The 16,725-nt window shown below is 62.6% G+C and carries 18 protein-coding genes; 11 read left to right on the top strand and 7 right to left on the bottom strand.

The window, feature by feature from the left end; all coding sequences use genetic code 11:
* Positions 1 to 23: 23 nt before the first annotated feature.
* A complete protein-coding gene (locus tag AC4FWB_RS20625) occupies positions 24 to 881 on the bottom strand; it encodes an alpha/beta fold hydrolase (protein WP_491028100.1) in 858 nt (285 codons plus the stop codon).
* Positions 882 to 1,029: 148 nt separating this feature from the next.
* Here AC4FWB_RS20625 and AC4FWB_RS20620 point away from each other — a divergent pair, with 148 nt between their 5' ends.
* On the top strand, positions 1,030 to 1,473 hold the full coding sequence (locus AC4FWB_RS20620) for a MarR family winged helix-turn-helix transcriptional regulator (protein WP_491028099.1): 444 nt from the start codon (positions 1,030 to 1,032) through the stop codon (positions 1,471 to 1,473).
* 16 nt (positions 1,474 to 1,489) lie between these two features.
* Here AC4FWB_RS20620 and AC4FWB_RS20615 read toward each other — a convergent pair whose 3' ends face one another.
* The 6 genes from AC4FWB_RS20615 to AC4FWB_RS20590 all read right to left on the bottom strand — a co-directional run bounded on the left by AC4FWB_RS20615 (position 1,490) and on the right by AC4FWB_RS20590 (position 7,053).
* Complete coding sequence (locus tag AC4FWB_RS20615) at positions 1,490 to 2,251, bottom strand: ABC transporter ATP-binding protein (protein WP_491028098.1); 762 nt, start codon at positions 2,249 to 2,251, stop codon at positions 1,490 to 1,492.
* A gap of 17 nt (positions 2,252 to 2,268) precedes the next feature.
* Positions 2,269 to 3,267 carry an ABC transporter substrate-binding protein gene (locus AC4FWB_RS20610; protein WP_491028097.1) on the bottom strand — a complete coding sequence of 333 codons (999 nt, stop codon included), beginning with the start codon at positions 3,265 to 3,267 and terminating at the stop codon, positions 2,269 to 2,271.
* Between the two features lie 48 nt (positions 3,268 to 3,315).
* Positions 3,316 to 4,164 (bottom strand): ABC transporter permease, encoded by an 849-nt coding sequence (locus AC4FWB_RS20605; RefSeq protein ID WP_491028096.1) that lies wholly within the window; start codon positions 4,162 to 4,164, stop codon positions 3,316 to 3,318.
* 24 nt (positions 4,165 to 4,188) lie between these two features.
* On the bottom strand, positions 4,189 to 5,553 hold the full coding sequence (locus AC4FWB_RS20600) for an LLM class flavin-dependent oxidoreductase (RefSeq protein WP_491028095.1): 1,365 nt from the start codon (positions 5,551 to 5,553) through the stop codon (positions 4,189 to 4,191).
* Between the two features lie 35 nt (positions 5,554 to 5,588).
* Positions 5,589 to 6,146 carry an FMN reductase gene (gene msuE / locus AC4FWB_RS20595; RefSeq protein WP_491028094.1) on the bottom strand — a complete coding sequence of 186 codons (558 nt, stop codon included), beginning with the start codon at positions 6,144 to 6,146 and terminating at the stop codon, positions 5,589 to 5,591.
* A gap of 253 nt (positions 6,147 to 6,399) precedes the next feature.
* Positions 6,400 to 7,053, bottom strand: a complete 654-nt coding sequence (locus AC4FWB_RS20590; protein ID WP_491028093.1) for a glutathione S-transferase family protein — start codon at positions 7,051 to 7,053, stop codon at positions 6,400 to 6,402.
* Between the two features lie 233 nt (positions 7,054 to 7,286).
* Between AC4FWB_RS20590 and AC4FWB_RS20585 the strand changes: the two genes are divergently transcribed.
* The 10 genes from AC4FWB_RS20585 (at position 7,287) to ychF (ending at position 16,639) form a co-directional block, all read left to right on the top strand.
* Positions 7,287 to 8,453 carry an acetyl-CoA acetyltransferase gene (locus AC4FWB_RS20585; protein ID WP_491028092.1) on the top strand — a complete coding sequence of 389 codons (1,167 nt, stop codon included), beginning with the start codon at positions 7,287 to 7,289 and terminating at the stop codon, positions 8,451 to 8,453.
* A gap of 6 nt (positions 8,454 to 8,459) precedes the next feature.
* Positions 8,460 to 10,037, top strand: coding sequence for an AMP-binding protein (locus AC4FWB_RS20580; protein WP_491028091.1), 1,578 nt, complete (start codon positions 8,460 to 8,462; stop codon positions 10,035 to 10,037).
* A 13-nt stretch (positions 10,038 to 10,050) separates the two neighbouring features.
* A complete protein-coding gene (locus AC4FWB_RS20575) occupies positions 10,051 to 10,434 on the top strand; it encodes a VOC family protein (RefSeq protein WP_491028090.1) in 384 nt (127 codons plus the stop codon).
* Between the two features lie 43 nt (positions 10,435 to 10,477).
* Positions 10,478 to 11,218 (top strand): GntR family transcriptional regulator, encoded by a 741-nt coding sequence (locus tag AC4FWB_RS20570; protein ID WP_491028089.1) that lies wholly within the window; start codon positions 10,478 to 10,480, stop codon positions 11,216 to 11,218.
* Positions 11,219 to 11,300: 82 nt separating this feature from the next.
* Positions 11,301 to 12,134, top strand: coding sequence for a substrate-binding periplasmic protein (locus AC4FWB_RS20565; RefSeq protein WP_491028088.1), 834 nt, complete (start codon positions 11,301 to 11,303; stop codon positions 12,132 to 12,134).
* An 18-nt stretch (positions 12,135 to 12,152) separates the two neighbouring features.
* Positions 12,153 to 12,803 (top strand): ectoine/hydroxyectoine ABC transporter permease subunit EhuD, encoded by a 651-nt coding sequence (ehuD, locus tag AC4FWB_RS20560; protein ID WP_491028087.1) that lies wholly within the window; start codon positions 12,153 to 12,155, stop codon positions 12,801 to 12,803.
* Between the two features lie 152 nt (positions 12,804 to 12,955).
* On the top strand, positions 12,956 to 13,777 hold the full coding sequence (locus tag AC4FWB_RS20555; RefSeq protein ID WP_491028086.1) for an aminotransferase class IV: 822 nt from the start codon (positions 12,956 to 12,958) through the stop codon (positions 13,775 to 13,777).
* A gap of 269 nt (positions 13,778 to 14,046) precedes the next feature.
* Positions 14,047 to 14,691 carry a 50S ribosomal protein L25/general stress protein Ctc gene (locus AC4FWB_RS20550; RefSeq protein WP_491028085.1) on the top strand — a complete coding sequence of 215 codons (645 nt, stop codon included), beginning with the start codon at positions 14,047 to 14,049 and terminating at the stop codon, positions 14,689 to 14,691.
* A gap of 24 nt (positions 14,692 to 14,715) precedes the next feature.
* Complete coding sequence (gene pth / locus AC4FWB_RS20545; protein WP_491028084.1) at positions 14,716 to 15,441, top strand: aminoacyl-tRNA hydrolase; 726 nt, start codon at positions 14,716 to 14,718, stop codon at positions 15,439 to 15,441.
* A 94-nt stretch (positions 15,442 to 15,535) separates the two neighbouring features.
* Entirely contained in the window at positions 15,536 to 16,639 is a 1,104-nt protein-coding gene (gene ychF, locus AC4FWB_RS20540) for a redox-regulated ATPase YchF (RefSeq protein WP_491028083.1), read from the top strand.
* Positions 16,640 to 16,725: the final 86 nt, after the last annotated feature.

The raw sequence follows: 16,725 nt of genomic DNA, 5'->3' as shown, positions 1-16,725 counted from the left end.
TTTCTGTTTTCGGCGCTGCGAACTCAGGCCTTGAAGAAAGCCAGGAGGTCGGCGTTGATCAAGTCCGCATGGGTCGTGGCCATGCCGTGCGGCAAGCCCTTGTAGACCTTGAGCTCACCCTTCTTGAGCAGCTTGATCGAAAGCAGCGCCGAATCCGCGATCGGAACGATCTGGTCGTCGTCGCCATGCATGACCAGCACCGGCACGTCGATCTTCTTCAGGTCCTCGGTGAAGTCGGTTTCCGAGAAGGCCTTGATGCAGTCGTAATGCGCCTTGGCGCCGCCCATCATGCCCTGACGCCACCAATTGTCGACGACGCCTTCCGACACGGTCGCGCCCGGCCGATTGAAGCCGTAGAACGGACCGGCCGGAACGTCGCGGAAGAACTGGGCGCGGTTGGCCGTCAGCGCCGAGCGGAAGCCGTCGAACACCTCGATCGGCAGGCCGCCGGGATTGGCCGCGGTCTTGAGCATGATCGGCGGCACCGCGCCGATCAGCACCGCCTTGGCGACGCGCCCGCCGGAACCGTATTGCGCGACGTAGCGCGCCACTTCACCGCCACCGGTCGAATGGCCGACATGGATGGCATCCTTGAGGTCCAGATGCGAAACAAGGGCCGCCACATCGGCGGCGTAGGTGTCCATCTCGTTGCCGGTGTCCGTCTGGCTGGAACGGCCGTGGCCGCGGCGGTCATGCGCGATGACGCGGTAGCCCTTGGAGAGGAAGAACAGCATCTGGGCATCCCAGTCGTCGCTGCTCAGCGGCCAGCCGTGATGGAAGACGATCGGTTGACCGGTCCCCCAGTCCTTGTAGAAGATCTGCGTTCCGTCCTTGGTGGTGATCGTGCCGCTGCCCGAGCCCGACTTGGTCTGCGAGGTCATCTCAATCTCCTTCGGTTAATACCACGATAAACAATATCGCGATAACTACATTCTTAGCGAAGCGCCACGCCCTTGTCCATAAGAAATATGTATCGCGATATCATTTTTCGTGGTACACAATGATGCTCAGTCGGCAAAGGAATGCGCCGTGCCTCTCTCGTTGGACAATCAGCTCTGCTTCACGCTCTATGCCACCAGCATGGCGATCAACCGTACCTACAAGCCAATGCTGGACGAGATGGGGATCACCTATCCGCAATATCTCGTGCTCAATGCGCTGGGAGAGGCAGATGGCATGTCGGTGGGCAGCATCGCGCACCGGCTCGCCCTGGAATCGAGCACGATCACGCCGCTGGTGAAGCGAATGGAACAGGCTGGCCTCGTCACCCGCCGGCGCAGCCAGACTGACGAGCGCCAGGTGCAGGTCGACCTGACCCCCAGCGGACGAGCCCTGCTCGTCCAGTGCAATTGCCTGAACGAGACGCTGATCGAGCGCTCAGGCATGAAGCTGGCTGAACTCGATGCCCTGAATCGGCAAATCCAAAAATTGCGCGATGCGCTCAGCGGCGACCAGGTGGTCGACGCCGCCTAAGGTGGATCAGCACACCTTAGTGGAGGCCGAATTCGCGCAGCAACTCCTCGCGGTAGCGCACGAAGCGGCTTTCGCTGCGGTCGCGCGGGCGCGGCAGGTCGACGTCGATCAGCCTTGCCGCGCCGCCCTTCTCCTTGGGCAGGATCAGCACCCGGTCGGCGAGATAGATCGCCTCCTCCAGGTCGTGGGTGACCACCACCATGGTGACGTTCTCCTCGCTCCAGATACGCGCCAGTTCTTCCTGCATTGAGATCTTGGTCATGGCGTCGAGAGCACCGAGCGGCTCGTCGAGCAGCAGGATTTCGGGCTGCACCGTCAGCGCCCGCGCGATACCGACACGCTGCGCCATGCCACCGGAAAGCTGCCTCGGATAGGCATCGGCGAACTCGGCCAGGCCGACCAGCGCGATGTAGAAGCGCGCCCGCTTTTCAGCGTGCGCCTTGGGCACGCCGCGCACTTCCAGGCCGAAGGCGACATTGCCGAGCACGGTCAACCAGGGCAGCAGCCGCGGCTCCTGGAAGATCACCGCCCGCTCCGCGCCGACGCCCTCGATCTCGCTGCCGTCGATCGCAACGGCGCCGCCATCGGCCCGCTCCAGCCCGGCCAGGATGCGCAGCAGCGTTGTTTTGCCGGAGCCGCTGGCGCCGACGATGACCAGGCATTCGCCGGAGCGAATGTCGAGGTTGAGCGAGCGCAGCACCGCAAGCTGGCGCCCGCCGAGGCTGAAGGATTTCGACAGGTCGCGTATCGTGACCTCGCCGCCGCGTACGGTAGCCATGGCGTGGGTCTCCGTGCTCAGTTGGTTTTGGTTTCGCCCGGGCGGTAGAGGATGTCGGCTGCCTTGAGCTTGCCCTTCGGCAGACGGCCGTCCCGCTCGAGAATGTTCACCCAGAAGTCGACGTCGCGGTCGGTCACCGCCGCCTTTTCGCGCAGGCCGAAGCCGGTCCAGTAACGTGCCAGATCGCCATTTTCGCCGCGTTTGTTGAGGACGTCGGCGAGCAGCTTGCGCGCATCGTCGGGATTTTGCCGCGACCAGTCGGCGGCACGCGCGGACTGCTCGACGAAGTTGCGGGCGGCGTCGGGATTGGCGGCGATGAAATCGCGCCGCAGCACGATGAAACCGCCGGCGATCTCGCCGAGCACATCGGTGTCGTTGAAGACGCCGCGCACGCCGCCATTGCTGACCAGCTGGCCGGCGAAGGTCGCCTGCCAGTAGCCGAGGCCGGCGACATCGACCTGATGCGAGCGCAGCGTCTGCTCAAGCTGCGGCCCGGGCACCACGACCAGCTTGGCCGCGTCCGGCGGCAGGCCGATGCCGTGCAGCGCCTCGCGCACCGTATAGTCGAGATGGGCGCCCAGCGTGTTGACCGAGATCGTCTTGCCGGCAATGTCGGCGATCGATTTGATCGGGCTGTCTTCCAGAACATAGAAGACGCTCTTGACGTCCTTGTTGATGCCGTTGCTCGGGTAAGCGGCGACGAAATCGTTGCCGCCGGCGATCGAGTTGATCACGGCTGGCGTTGCGGCCGAACCCAAATCGACACTGCCGGAAGCAAGCGCGAACAACGATTCCGGGCCACCACTGGAATAGCCGACATTTTCGAGCTCGATGCCAAGGCCTTTGAAATAGCCGAGCTCGGCGGCGAGCTCATGCGGGGAGATGCTGCCGCGACTGGCGAGATAGCGGATTTTGACGGAAGCCGCTTGCGAGCGTGCGATCGAAGGCAGGCCTACGGCAAGGATGCCGGCGGCAAGCGGAGCACGCAGGAGAAGCGAACGGCGTGTGATGGTCATGGTCCGGCCTTTCATGGTTTCAGGGATGAGACGTGAAAGATTGGCTGCTTAGCCGACGGTGCTGCTCCAGCGGCAGAGCCGCCGCTGCAGGCTGACCAGCGCCTGGTTGGCGATCAGGCCGAGCGCGGCAAGGATGACGATCGCCGCGAACATCAGCGGGATCTGGAAGTTGTACTGCGCATTCATCACCTGGAAGCCGATGCCCTTGTTGGCGCCGATCATCTCCGAGGCGATCAGCAGCAGCAGCGCAGTAGTGGCCCCTAACCTCAAGCCGACGAAGATCGAGGGCACGGCTCCAGGCAGCACCACACGGCGGAAAATGGTGAGCCGCCGGGCGCCATAGACGCGCGCCATTTCGAGCAGCTTCGGGTCGACCTCCTTGACGCCACTGATCGTGTTGAGAAGCAGCGGGAACAGCGTCGCCCAGAAGATGACGAAAACCTTGGAGGCCTCGCCCAACCCCAAAAGCAGGATGAACACCGGATAGAGCGCCAGCGCCGAGGTTTGGCGGAACAGCTGCAGGATCGGATCGAGCGCGGTTTCCACGGCCCGCACCTGGCCCATCACGAGGCCGAGTGGGATAGCGACGACGACCGCCGCCGCGAAAGCGAGACCGGCGCGCTGCAGGCTGATGGCGATATCGCCAAGCAGGCTGCCGCCGGCCAGCCCCTTCCACAGTGCTGCGACAATCGTGTCGATCGGCGGCAGCACCGCCGCGTTGACCCAGCCGCTGCTTGCCGCAACCTGCCAAAGCGCCAGGAAGCCGAGCAGCACGCCATAGCGTGACAGAATCCGCGCCGAAGTCCGGCCGGCCAGCCGCAAGGCCTCCGTCCCGAAGCCATTGCCGCCGTCACGTCTGCGGATACCGATTGGACGTTCGATGTGCTGCAAAGTCATCGTTTTGCCTCTCGCTTCAGGGGATCACTCGGCGGCGAGCACGGTCGCGCGCGCGGCCGTCCACGGGTTCTCCGGCCGCCTGAGGCCGAGGTTTTCGCGCAGCGTCCTGCCTTCATAGGCGGTGCGGAACAGGCCGCGGCGCTGCAGTTCGGGGATCACCAGGTCGACGAAATCGTCGAGCGCGCCGGGCAGCCACGGCGGCAGGATGTTGAAGCCGTCGGCGGCTTCGCTGGTGAACCATTCCTCCAGCTGGTCGGCGACCTGCGTGGCGCTGCCGATCACCGTGTAATGGCCGCGCGCGGTCGCGACCCATTGATAGAGCTGGCGGATCGTAAAATTGTGCTCGTCGGCGATCTGGCGGATCAGCGCCTGCCGGCTCTTCATGCCTTCGGTCTCCCTGCTCGGCGGCAACGGGCCGTCGAGCGGGTAGTCCCTGAGGTCGAGCGTCTGGCCGGCAAGCGCGTTGAGCAGCGCCACGCCGTCTTCCGGCAGGATCAGGTCGTTCAGTTGCCGGTATTTGGCGCGGGCTTCCTCTTCCGTGCGGCCGACGAAGGGCGCCACGCCCGGCATGATCAGCACCTGCGCCGGATCGCGGCCGGCCGCCGCCACGCGCGCCTTGATGTCGCGGTAGAATTCCTGCGCCGATGCGAGATTCTGGTGCGCGGTGAAGATCACTTCGGCCGAGGCCGCCGCAAGCCCGCGCCCGTCCTCGGATTGCCCCGCCTGCACCACCACCGGATGCCCTTGCACCGGACGCGGCACGTTGAGCGGCCCCTTGACGCTGAAATGCTCGCCCTTGTGGTTGATGTCGTGCAGCCTGTCCTTGTCGTAGAAGCGACCGGTCTTCTTGTCGCGGATGAAGGCATCGTCTTCCCAGCTGTCCCACAGCGCCTTGACCGTCTCGACATGCTCATGCGCCCGCGCGTAGCGCTCGGCGTGGTTGGGCTGGACGTCGCGATTGAAGTTGCGCGCCGTGTCGTCGCCCGCCGAAGTCACGACGTTCCAGCCGGCCCGGCCGTTCGACAAAAGGTCGAGCGAAGCGAATTTGCGGGCGACCGTGTAAGGCTCCTCATAGGTCGTCGAAGCAGTCGCGATGAAGCCGATATGGGTGGTGAACGGCGCCAGCGCCGCGAACAGTGTCACCGGCTCGAACCCGGCGATCTTGGCATTGCCGCCCTCACGGGCGCCGAGGCCCACCGTTAGATTGTCGGCGAGGAAATAGGCGTCGAACAAACCGCGCTCGGCGGTCAGCGCCAGCTTTTTATGAAACTCGAAATTGGTCGCGCCGTCGGCCGGTGAGTCCGGATGGCGCCAGGCCGCGACATGCTGGCCGCCGCCGGGCAGAAAGGCGCCGAGCTTGATCTGTCTGGACTTGCTGGGGCTGGTCATGGCTGATCCTTCGGTTCGATGCGATTGCTTCGGAGTCAGGCGGCGAGGCCGACGCTGCGGCTGGCGCCGGCGACGTTGACAGCCTCGGCGACGGCCTGACGGGCGCGGGCATGGATCGCTTCCGACACCAGCACGCCGTCGGCAAAATCCTTGTCGGAGGCGTAGATCGCGGTCGGCATGGTCAGCGCTTCAAAGAAGCCGAACAGCGGCCGCAGCTGGTGCTCGACGATCAGCGAATGACGCTCGACGCCGCCGGTCGCCGCCAGAACGACCGGTTTTCCACGCAGGGAGGACGGATCAAGCAGATCGAACAGGTGCTTGAAAAGGCCGGTATAACTGCCTTTGAAAGTCGGCGATCCCGCCACCAGCACATCGGCGTTGACCAGCTGTTCGATAACGCCGCGGGCGGTCGGGTCGAGATCACCAAGCCGCCGTGCCGGCGGAAACGATGGACCAAGGTCCTCGATGTCGAAGACCGCCGCGGTCGCGCCGATCCGGCCGGCGACCTCGCCGGCAATGTGGCTGATGAACGCCTTGGTCTTCGACGGGCGGGTCAGGTTGCCGGATATCCCCACCACCAGCTTCTTCGTCATTTTCAGGCTCTCCTCGCGGGTACTTCTTCATTAAGACTACCGATTTTATAGAATTAAATGAGCGAGAAGATTTCAAAACGAGCTTGGTGGAGGGATTGAGTTTGCGTCCTTTCGCCGTTGGTTGGTTCAGTGGATGCGGAGTTCCGGTCCGCGTCCCATCGCCCAGGCTGGCGCGGTTATCGGCCATTTTCCGCTATGGATCGGCGGATCCCCGTAGCGGCCATCCTTCAAAAGAACCCGTTCAGATCGACGCTCAATCCGGAAGGGCTTCGCTGTTGACCTGCGGCAGCGGCGGCGCCTCCAGCCCCTGGAACGGGTCGCGCCATGCATCGATCGCCTCGAGCCGGCCGTACCAGCGGCTCACGGATGGGTAGTCCTCGAGCGGCAACCTGGCGGCATCGTTGAACGCGAGAAACGTCGCCATGCGAAAGTCGGCATAGGAGACGGAATTGCCAACCAGCCACTCCCTTTCCGAAAGCACCACATCGAGGATGGCGGCCGATGTGTGGAATACTCTAAGCCCCTCCTCGACCAGGGCCTTGTCGATCGGCCCCAGCCCCCAACGCTGCTTGGTGCCGCGCTCGAAATGCACCATGTCGCAGCCGCGGGCAAAATTCTCCTTGCCCCAGCTCAGCCAGCGGATCATCTCTGGTTCGTCGTCACCGCTGCGCCAGAAATCGGAACGCACGTCGCGCGATAACCGGCAGGCAACGGCGTCGGCTTCCCACAGGCTCCATCCCGAGCCTACCAGGATAGGTAACGTCAAATTGGGGTTCAGCGCGCGATAGCGCTCGGCCTGACCCGGCGCCATGGGCGACGCGAATTCGTACGCGACCTCCGCCTTGAGATAGCGCGCCGTCGCGACTGCGAGGCGAGGATTGGGGTTGCGGCTGAACAGAAGTTTCATGTCGATCTTTCACGCTTTTCGAATATCCGCCGTAGGACGATTGAGACCGGCCCGATACTACATCACCGAAACCAACCGGACCTAAGCAAGGCCTTCAAATCGTGCGGTGGCTCGCGCCGCTGACATGGCCCAAGCTACCGGATCAACGCCCTTAAGCGCGATAATGATTAATTGTTGACAATTAATCATTATCGCGCGATACCCCCTGAAGTTCCAAGTCGAGAGCGTTTGAAATGTTGGCTTGCATCGTTGGTTGGTCGCATTCGAAATTTGGCAGGCTGGACGCCGGCCTTGAAGAATTGATCGCCGGCGCGGCAGCCGATGCCATTGTCGACGCCGGCCTGTCGCCCGATGCGATTGACGAGATATTCATCGGCACCTTCAATCCAGGCCTGGTCGACCAAGATTTTCCATCTTCGCTACTGCTGAACAGCACTCCGGACCTCCGCTTTAAACCGGCGACCAGGCTCGAAAATGCCTGCGCTACCGGCTCGGCCGCGGCTTATCAGGCGGCGCGTGCTGTGGCGTCTGGGCAGGCGCGTTTCGCTCTGGTGATCGGCGTTGAGAAGATGACGGCGCTGGATAGCGCCGCGGTCGGTCGGGCGCTGCTGAAGGCGAGCTATGTCGAGGAAACCAGATCGATCGAGAGCGGCTTCGCCGGCGTCTTCGGCCAGATTGCTTCTTCCTACTTCCAGCGGTTCGGCGACCAGTCCGATGCGCTGGCCAGGATCGCGGCCAAGAACCACCGCAACGCCGTCGCCAATCCGCTGGCGCACATGCGCCAGGATCTCGGCTTCGACTTCTGCCGCACGGAATCTGAGCGAAACCCCGCCGTGGCCGGCCCGCTCAAGCGCACCGACTGCGCGCTGATTTCGGATGGTGCCGCGGCATTGGTGATGACGGATGCCGCAACCGGGTTGCGCATGAGGAAGGCCGTCGCAATGCGCGCCATGCGCCAGACGAGCGACTATCTGCAACTGTCTCGCAGGGCGGACCTCACGGCCTTCGAAGGTGCCGCGCGTGCCTGGTCGGGGGCGATGGGCGATGCCGGCCTGACCAACCGCGACCTCGATTTCATCGAGTTGCACGACTGCTTCACAATCTCGGAACTGATCCAGTACGAGGCGTTGGGAATTGCGCCACGTGGCCAAGGCGCCCGCGCGATCAAGGACGGGATGACGGAAATGGACGGTGGACTTCCCGTCAACCCATCCGGCGGACTGAAGGCCAGGGGCCATCCGGTCGGTGCCACCGGGGTCTCCATGCTGGTCAACGCCGCCATGCAACTGACCGGCAGCGCCGGCGACATGCAAGTCAAGTATGCGGCGCTGGGCGGCGTCTTCAACATGGGCGGTGTCTCCGTTGCCAACTACGCCACTATTCTCGAACCGCTCAGGTGAAGCGCTATGTCGACCTTCAACATAGGCCATCTCCTGACGCAGAATGCGCGGCGCTTCGGCGAGCACCCCGGCATCGTCGCGGCGGAGCGGATATATACCTGGTCGGAGGTCGACCGGCGGGTCAATCAACTCGCCAATGCGCTGGTCAAGTCAGGCATTCGGCCGGGCGACCGTATTCTTGTCCATGCGCGCAACAGTCATCGCGCCTTCGAAGTCAAATGGGCATGTTTTAAGCTTGGGGCGGTGTGGGTTCCGGTTAATTTCCGCCTGACACCGGTCGACGTCGCCTTCATGGCCGGGCACGCCTGCGCGCGGGCGATTGTCTTTGACATCGAATTCGCAGCGCATTGCAAGGCAATGCGGGCAGAACTGGAACCGGCGCCACTATCCATCTGCCTGGACAGCGCACCTGAGGGCAGCCTTGTCTACGAACGACTCCTCGAAGACGGCGAAGAAAGCTTTGTCGAGGCGGATGTGGAACGCGATCAGCCAGCCTGGTTCTTCTACACATCGGGCACCACGGGGCGTCCGAAGGCGGCGGTGCTGACGCATGGCCAGCTTGCCTTTGTCGTTGCGAGCCATCTGGCCGACATGTTCCCAGGAACCAGCGAGAACGACACTTCGCTGGTCATGACGCCGTTGTCGCACGGCGCCGGCGTCCATGCGCTTGCGTATGTGGCGCGAGGAGCGCCACAGATCATCCTCGGCGGCACTTCGCTTGATCCGGAAACGGTCTGGCAAACGGTCGCGCGGCACAGCGTGACGAATTTCTTCGCCGTTCCAACGCTGCTCAAGACCCTAGTCGAGCATCCCTCGGTCGATCACCACGACCACAGTTCGCTGCGTTATGTGAATTATGGCGGCGCGCCGATGTTTCGCGCCGACCAGGCTCTCGCCCTTGGCAAGCTCGGCAACGTCCTGGTCCAGCACTACGGGCTTGGCGAATTCACCGCGAACATCACCGTACTGTCACCCGGCCAGCACAATTCGGCCGGGGCCGGCTTGCCGGACCAGGCCGTGGGCACCTGCGGCGTCCCACGCACCGGCGTAGAGGTGGCGATCCTCGACACGAACGGCCGGCGCCTTGCCTGCGGAGAAACGGGGGAGATTTGCGCGCGTGGCCAGGCGGCCTTTCTCGGCTACCACAATGACGCTGAAGCCACGGCAAAGGTCTTCCGGCATGGCTGGTTCCACACCGGGGATCTCGGCTTCCTCGATGAGCGCGGCTTTCTGTACATAACCGGTCGTGCGTCCGACATGTATATTTCCGGCGGCTTGAACGTCTATCCCCGTGAAATCGAGGAAGCGATCCTTGGCGACGAGCGCATTAGCGAAGTGGCGGTGGTCGGCATGCCGCATCCAAGATGGGGAGAATGCGGCGTCGCGGTAGTGGTGCCGAACGCAGGCTGCGAGATCACCTCGGACGACGTCATCGACGGCCTCCATGGCCGCATCGCCAGGTACAAGATACCCAGGGAAGTGGTGTTCTGGCCGGAATTGCCGAAATCGGCCTATGGCAAAGTGCTGAAGCGGGAGATCATAACGCGGCTAACGCGAGGGCCTGCTCATGGATGTGCGGCCTGAGGAAGGGACGACGATGAAGATCGACGGCTTGGATCACGTGGTACTGACCGTAAGGAACATGGCGCAGACCATAGATTTCTACCAGCGCGTTCTCGGCATGCGCCATGTGGTGTTCGACGGCAGCTACAACGCTCTCCATTTCGGCAACCAGAAGATCAACCTTCACCCATATCGCGCCGAATACACGCCTCATGCGGACATCCCTGCGCCGGGAACGGGCGATCTATGCTTCATCGCAGGGGGTGGCATCGACGACATCGTCCAGGAACTCGAGGCGCTCAACGTTCCGGTCGAGCTGGGCCCTGTCGGCCAGACTGGCGCATGCGGCGCGATGCGCTCCGTCTACTTCCGCGATCCCGACAGAAACCTTATCGAAGTCGCATGCTACGCACCCTGACATTGCGCATAATGGTCAACAGATTCCCTCCAAGGCTCGCTTCATGGCCCGCCCGAAACTGAACCGCAAACCCGCTCCTCAAATGGAGGTGACCCGCCGCAGCCTCGATACGCAGGCTGCGGACAAACTACGCGATGCGATCCTGACGGGCGTGTTCGCGCCAGGCGAGAAACTGACTGAGGAAGTGATTGCCGAATCGTTTGGGCTCAGCCGCGGAACGATCCGAGCATCGCTGCGGGTTCTGGTGCATGAGGGGCTCATCATCCAGGAGCCTTATCGCGGCTATAGTGTCAGGTCGCTGACGTCGCGCAATGCCTGGGAGTTGTTTACGCTGCGCAACACGCTCGAGGCCTTCGCCGCGCGGCTGCTCGCCGAAACGATTACCGACGCCAAGCGGGATCGGCTCGACCAGGCCTACGACAAGGTCGTCAAGGCCGTCGCGTCCGGCGTAAGGGCGCGCGCCTTGGAGGCGGACTTCCAGCTTCATCAGGTGATCGCCGAACTGACGGAACACTCTGCCCTGCAGGCCCACTATGCGCTGATCGCCAGCCAGGTTCGACTCTATCAGTCACTGGTCAGCAAGTTCCTTTCGATGCAGGATTATATCGTCACGCACGAGCCGCTTATCGCGGCGATGCGGGAGGGCCGCTCCATCGACGCCGAGCGGCTGGCCGCAGAACACAACACCGCCGACGGCGAGCGCCTGGTCGAATGGCTCCGCGAGGCGGAAGACAGATCCACGGGTCGCGTCGACGGCCGGCCCATCGAACCCACAGCCGCTTAGACAACCATCGAAAGGAGGACACGTTTCGTAGTCGCATAAATTGCTAACAATAAACAATCAATCAAAACAAGGGGAAATTGTCATGACACTCAAATGGTGTCTTCTGATCACCGCGTCGCTTTGCGCGGCTATGGCCTCATCGGCCGCAAGTGCCGCAGACGACTCGCTCAGCCGCATCCAGGCGGCCAAGAAGGTCGTTGTCTGCTCATCCAACGACGTTCCATACGCCTACAAGAATCCGTCCAGCGGCAAGGTGGAAGGGACCGACATCGATATGGTCCGGGCCATCTTCGAGCCGCTGGGCGTGACCGAAATCGAGCTTTACGAAGTTCCGATCTCCGGCATCATTTCAGCGCTGAACACCAGTCGCTGCGACCTGATCTCGGACAACATCGCCATCACCGTCAAACGCTCCGAGCAGATTGCCTTTTCGGCGCCGATGTATCGCGCGGGGCAGGCGCTCGTGGTGCCCAAGGGCAATCCCGCCAAGATCAACAGCGAGGGCGACTTTCCGCATCATACGGTCGGTTCTTATCTCGGAACCATCCAGCTCGACTGGCTGAACAAGATGGCGGCCGCCGACTCCTCGATAACGGTCAAGGCCTACAAGAACATTCCGCAGATCCTTGCCGAGCTGCGGGCTGGGCGGTTGGACGCCGGCGCATTTGACGACATGGTCGCCTCCGACGCTTTGAAGAACGATCCGACGCTGCCCATCGAGATTCTCAACTACAAGATGCCCATCGGCGATTATGCCGTCGGGGCAGGCTTCCGCAAGGGAGACGTCGCGCTCAGGCAGGCTTTCGACGAGCAGAACCGGCAGCTCCAGCTTTCAGGGGGACTGCGCAAAATTCTCGAAAAATGGGGACTTCTGCCAGTCGAGCGGTATTTTCCGTTCCCGAACTGTTGCGGCTGATATTGACGGGAGATCGCCATGAACGATGTGCTTGGGTTCCTGCCGGCGCTGACCAGGGGTGCCATATTGACGGTCGGGATCACGGTCGCGTCGATGGCGATTGCCCTTGTGCTGGGCCTTCTCATCGCGCTGGCACGCATGTCGCCCATCGGAGCCATCCGATGGGCGATGGCAGTCTATGTCGACTTCATCAGGGGAACGCCGCTGCTGCTCCAGCTATTCTACATCTACTATGTGCTTCCTTATGTCGGCATCTACATACCGGCTCTGATCGCCGGGATCCTGGGCCTGTCGCTCAACTACGCGGCCTATCTCTCCGAAGTCTATCGCAGCGCCATATCTGCGATCGGCAAGGGACAGGTCGAGGCGGCGCGCTCGCTCGGCATGCGCCCGGCGCCCATCTTCCTGCTGGTCGTGCTGCCGCAGGCGATGCGGATCGCCATTCCGCCGATTGGAAACTACCTCATCGCCATGTTCAAGGACACCGCGCTGGTGGCGGTGATCTCGGTGAACGAGCTGATGTTTACCGCCGACCAGATAGCGTCGACCACATACAAATATCTAGAGGTCTACACAGCGGCCTTCGTCATCTACTTCCTCGTCAGCTATCCGGCTTCGATGGTCGTCCTCAGGATCGAAGACCGTATGAAACGTGCCCCCACAGGCTGAGACGCTTCGAAGCGTCGCCGTCGGCGTCCCCGCACCCCATGCGACCGTCATGAAAGAGATATGAAATGAACAGGTCACTCAACTTGCATCCCGAGGGCATCGCCTTCCTCGATGATCGCTACGTTCCGATCGCGGAAGCCTCGATCCCCTTGATGGATTGGGGCTTCACCCGCGGCGACGCCTGCCAGGACACGGTTTCCGTTCGCAAGGGCGCCTTCTTCAGACTGCAGGACCATTTGGACCGTTTCGAGGAATCCTGCGCCCGGCTCCGCTACAGAATGCCCTTTGCGCGCAAGGAAATCGGAAAGATCTTGAAGTCCTGCGTGGAGATGACGGGGCTGACCGATGCGACCGTCCAGATGATCATGACACGCGGAACGGGCCCCTCCGGATCGCGGGATCCGCGCCTGTGCAAGAACAGGTTCATGGCCTTTTGCGTGCCCTTCGTCGTGGTGGCCAACGAAGAGCAGCGCAAGCGCGGGCTCTCCGTCAGGATCTCCAGCCGCTGGCGCTTACCTCCGGATTCGGTTCCCTCGCATATCAAGAACTACAACTGGATCGATTTCGTGCTCAGCCTCTTCGACGCTTACGATGCTGGATGTGAAACTTCGCTGTTGAGGAACCATCTGGGCACCATCAGCGAAGGTCCAGGTTTCAATGTCTTCGCTCTGACGGGGGACGTGCTTGCAACCCCGGGATACAATGTCCTCGACGGCATAACCCGCCGATGCATCATCGAAATCTGCCGCGAGATCGGACAACCCGTCGAGGTGAAATCGATCTCCGAAAGCGACCTGACTGGCGCGAACGAGGTGTTCGCCACGAGCACCGCCGGTGGGATCATCCCGATCACCAGCGTCAACGGCAAACTGATAGGCGGTGGGAAGCCGGGAGCCCTTACCATGCGGCTGGAGCAAATCTACTGGACCAAACGGGACCAAGGCTGGCACGCGACGTCGCTCGACGAGCTCTGATTCCTATGTGACAAAGCAGCTTAAGGCTGTCATACCACTGCCCAGCCGCCTCAACGGCTTGCGCCCTTGCCCGGCTTCCGCTATAGAGCCGCCACCCGCGTAGACACCCTTGGAGGCAACGCGGAGGAAGGCCGGCCAGGCCTGTATGATCCCCAAAGCGTTTGGACAGCCAAAAGCATTGGATCGACCATGCAAGCTGCGACGGCTTTCGACGTTTACGGATGGGCTTGCCCGCCGCGAACGCTCCACAACACGCGAAAGGAAATGCCATGAGCCACGACGCTTACGAGCTCAAGGCCGAAGCGCGCGAACAGGTCGGTAAGGGGTCCGCCCGTGCAGTTCGCCGCAACGGTAAAGTGCCTGCAGTTATTTACGGCGACAAGCAGCCCCCCCTGGCGATTGCGCTCAACTACAAGGACCTCTTCTACAAGATCCACGGCGGCGGGTTCCTGACCACGATCGCCACGATCGATGTCGACGGCAAGAAGATCCAGGTCCTGCCGAAGGATTTTCAGCTCGATCCGGTCAAGGACTTCCCGGTGCATGTCGACTTCCTGCGCATCGGCAAGGACACCGAGGTCAATGTTGACGTGCCCGTCCACTTCATCAACGAGGAGAAGTCGCCCGGCATCAAGCGCGGCGGCGTGCTCAACATCGTTCGCCACGAAGTCGAGTTCCACTGCCCGGCCAACGCGATCCCGGAATTCATCACCGTCGATCTCACCGGCACCGAAATCGGCGACTCGATCCACATTTCGGCGGTTGTCCTGCCGGCCGGCGTCAAGCCGGTGATCTCCGATCGCGACTTCACCATCGCGACCATTGCCGGTTCCGCGGCGATGAAGCCGGAGACGGAAGAAACCACCGAGGCGGAGGCGCCGGAAGCGGCGGCCCCTGCCGAGGAAGAGAAGTAATCTCTTCCGCGCCCGGAGGCGACGATGCTTGTCTTTGCAGGCCTCGGCAATCCGGGCGCGAAATATCAGAACAACCGGCACAATGTCGGCTTCATGGCGGCGGACGCGATTGCCCGCCGCCATTCCTTTTCGCCCTGGTCGAAGAAGTTCCAGGGGCTGATTTCCGAAGGCACGCTCGGCGGCGAGAAGGTCCTGCTGATCAAGCCGCAGACCTTCATGAACCTGTCTGGACAGTCGGTCGGCGAAGCGCTGCGCTTCTACAAGCTCGACGCCGCCGCTCTCACCGTCTTCTACGACGAGATCGACCTTGCCGCCGGCAAGGTCCGGGTCAAGCTTGGCGGCGGTTCAGGCGGCCACAATGGCATCCGTTCGCTCGACCAGCATGTCGGCAATGCCTATCGTCGCGTGCGCATCGGCGTCGGCCATCCGGGCGTCAAGGAGATGGTGCACGGCCATGTGCTCGGCGACTTCGCCAAGGCCGACCGCGAATGGCTTGAGGTCTTGCTCGACGCGATCGCCGATGATGCAGGCTTGCTGGCCAAGGGCGACGACAGTTCCTTCATGAACCGCATCACGCTGGCGCTCCGCGACAAGCTCGTGCCGACCGGCGATGACGACCGGCCGCCACCCAAGGCGCCCAAGGCAAAAAGCCACATCCGCCAGGCGCGCCCGCAGCAGCCGGCTGTAAAGGCTCCCGAGAGCGGGCCGATGGCCGCGATGCTGAAGAAGCTGTTCGGCGGCAAGGACTGAGCGTCGAAACGATCGCGCCTGGGGCTTGACGTTCGTCACCCCTATCGCCCATAGCCCTCACCAAATCTCGAATTCCCGATAGGACCGGACGAACATGGGTTTCAAATGTGGCATCGTTGGCTTGCCCAACGTCGGCAAGTCGACGCTGTTCAATGCGTTGACCAGGACGGCCGCCGCGCAGGCCGCCAACTATCCTTTCTGCACCATCGAGCCGAACACCGGCGAGGTGGCGGTGCCGGACCCGCGCCTGCAGAAGATCGCTGCCATCGGCAAGTCGAAGGAGATCATCCCGACCCGCATCTCCTTCGTCGACATCGCCGGCCTCGTGCGCGGCGCCTCCAAGGGCGAAGGGCTTGGCAACCAGTTCCTCGCCAACATCCGCGAGGTCGACGCCATCGTCCATGTGCTGCGCTGCTTCGAGGATGACGACATCACCCATGTCGAGGGTCGCATCGATCCGGTCGCCGACGCCGAGACCGTCGAGACCGAGCTGATGCTTGCGGACCTCGAAAGCCTGGAGCGCCGCATCGTCCAGTTCCGCAAGCGCGCCGCCGGCAAGGACAAGGAAGCAATGGCTGTGCTGCCGATGATGGAGGCAGCGCTCGAACTGCTGCAGGCCGGCAAGCCGACGCGCTTCCTGCTCAACGGCATCGCCGCGGAGGATCTGCGCATCCTGCAGGGGCTGAACCTGCTCACCTCGCATCCCGTTCTCTATGTCTGCAACGTCGCCGAGGCGGACGCCGCCACCGGCAACGAGCATACCAAGGCGGTGGAGAAGATGGCGTCCGCGCAGGGCGCCGGCACGGTGGTGATCTCGGCGGCGATAGAGGCGGAAGTCGCCCAGCTTTCCGACGAGGAGGAAATGGAGTTCCTCGCCTCGATCGGTCTCGATGAACCGGGCCTCAACAAGGTGATCCGAGCCGGCTACGCGCTCTTGCACCTGATCACCTATTTCACCGTCGGGCCGAAGGAGACGCGCGCCTGGACGATCCACAAAGGCGATAAGGCGCCGCAAGCGGCCGGCGTCATCCACACCGACTTCGAACGCGGCTTCATCCGCGCCCAGACGATTTCGTACAACGACTTCATCACGCTGGGCGGCGAAATGGCCGCCAAGGAAGCGGGCAAGGCGCGCGACGAAGGCAAGGAGTATGTCGTCCAGGACGGCGACATCATGCTGTTCAAGTTCAACACCTGATCTTGGCGACCGCATAGGGAGAGGAGCGCCGACTGGTCTTGATATGAAAAAATTCCTAAGGTAAACTTGTTAGGGTGTTTGCGATC

Source organism: Mesorhizobium sp. LEGMi-168a (genome assembly GCF_058312955.1).
This window is presented reverse-complemented; position numbering and strand designations above follow the sequence as displayed.

Excerpts from the sequence above, each read along its gene's own strand:
- AC4FWB_RS20625 (WP_491028100.1), bottom strand. The coding sequence starts at position 881 with ATGACCTCGCAGACCAAGTCGGGCTCGGGCAGCGGCACGATCACCACC.
- AC4FWB_RS20615 (WP_491028098.1), bottom strand. The coding sequence starts at position 2,251 with ATGGCTACCGTACGCGGCGGCGAGGTCACGATACGCGACCTGTCGAAA.
- AC4FWB_RS20610 (WP_491028097.1), bottom strand. The coding sequence starts at position 3,267 with ATGACCATCACACGCCGTTCGCTTCTCCTGCGTGCTCCGCTTGCCGCC.
- AC4FWB_RS20605 (WP_491028096.1), bottom strand. The coding sequence starts at position 4,164 with ATGACTTTGCAGCACATCGAACGTCCAATCGGTATCCGCAGACGTGAC.
- AC4FWB_RS20600 (WP_491028095.1), bottom strand. The coding sequence starts at position 5,553 with ATGACCAGCCCCAGCAAGTCCAGACAGATCAAGCTCGGCGCCTTTCTG.
- msuE (WP_491028094.1), bottom strand. The coding sequence starts at position 6,146 with ATGACGAAGAAGCTGGTGGTGGGGATATCCGGCAACCTGACCCGCCCG.
- AC4FWB_RS20590 (WP_491028093.1), bottom strand. The coding sequence starts at position 7,053 with ATGAAACTTCTGTTCAGCCGCAACCCCAATCCTCGCCTCGCAGTCGCG.
- AC4FWB_RS20585 (WP_491028092.1), top strand. The coding sequence starts at position 7,287 with ATGTTGGCTTGCATCGTTGGTTGGTCGCATTCGAAATTTGGCAGGCTG.
- AC4FWB_RS20580 (WP_491028091.1), top strand. The coding sequence starts at position 8,460 with ATGTCGACCTTCAACATAGGCCATCTCCTGACGCAGAATGCGCGGCGC.
- AC4FWB_RS20575 (WP_491028090.1), top strand. The coding sequence starts at position 10,051 with ATGAAGATCGACGGCTTGGATCACGTGGTACTGACCGTAAGGAACATG.
- AC4FWB_RS20570 (WP_491028089.1), top strand. The coding sequence starts at position 10,478 with ATGGCCCGCCCGAAACTGAACCGCAAACCCGCTCCTCAAATGGAGGTG.
- AC4FWB_RS20565 (WP_491028088.1), top strand. The coding sequence starts at position 11,301 with ATGACACTCAAATGGTGTCTTCTGATCACCGCGTCGCTTTGCGCGGCT.
- ehuD (WP_491028087.1), top strand. The coding sequence starts at position 12,153 with ATGAACGATGTGCTTGGGTTCCTGCCGGCGCTGACCAGGGGTGCCATA.
- AC4FWB_RS20555 (WP_491028086.1), top strand. The coding sequence starts at position 12,956 with ATGGATTGGGGCTTCACCCGCGGCGACGCCTGCCAGGACACGGTTTCC.
- AC4FWB_RS20550 (WP_491028085.1), top strand. The coding sequence starts at position 14,047 with ATGAGCCACGACGCTTACGAGCTCAAGGCCGAAGCGCGCGAACAGGTC.
- pth (WP_491028084.1), top strand. The coding sequence starts at position 14,716 with ATGCTTGTCTTTGCAGGCCTCGGCAATCCGGGCGCGAAATATCAGAAC.
- ychF (WP_491028083.1), top strand. The coding sequence starts at position 15,536 with ATGGGTTTCAAATGTGGCATCGTTGGCTTGCCCAACGTCGGCAAGTCG.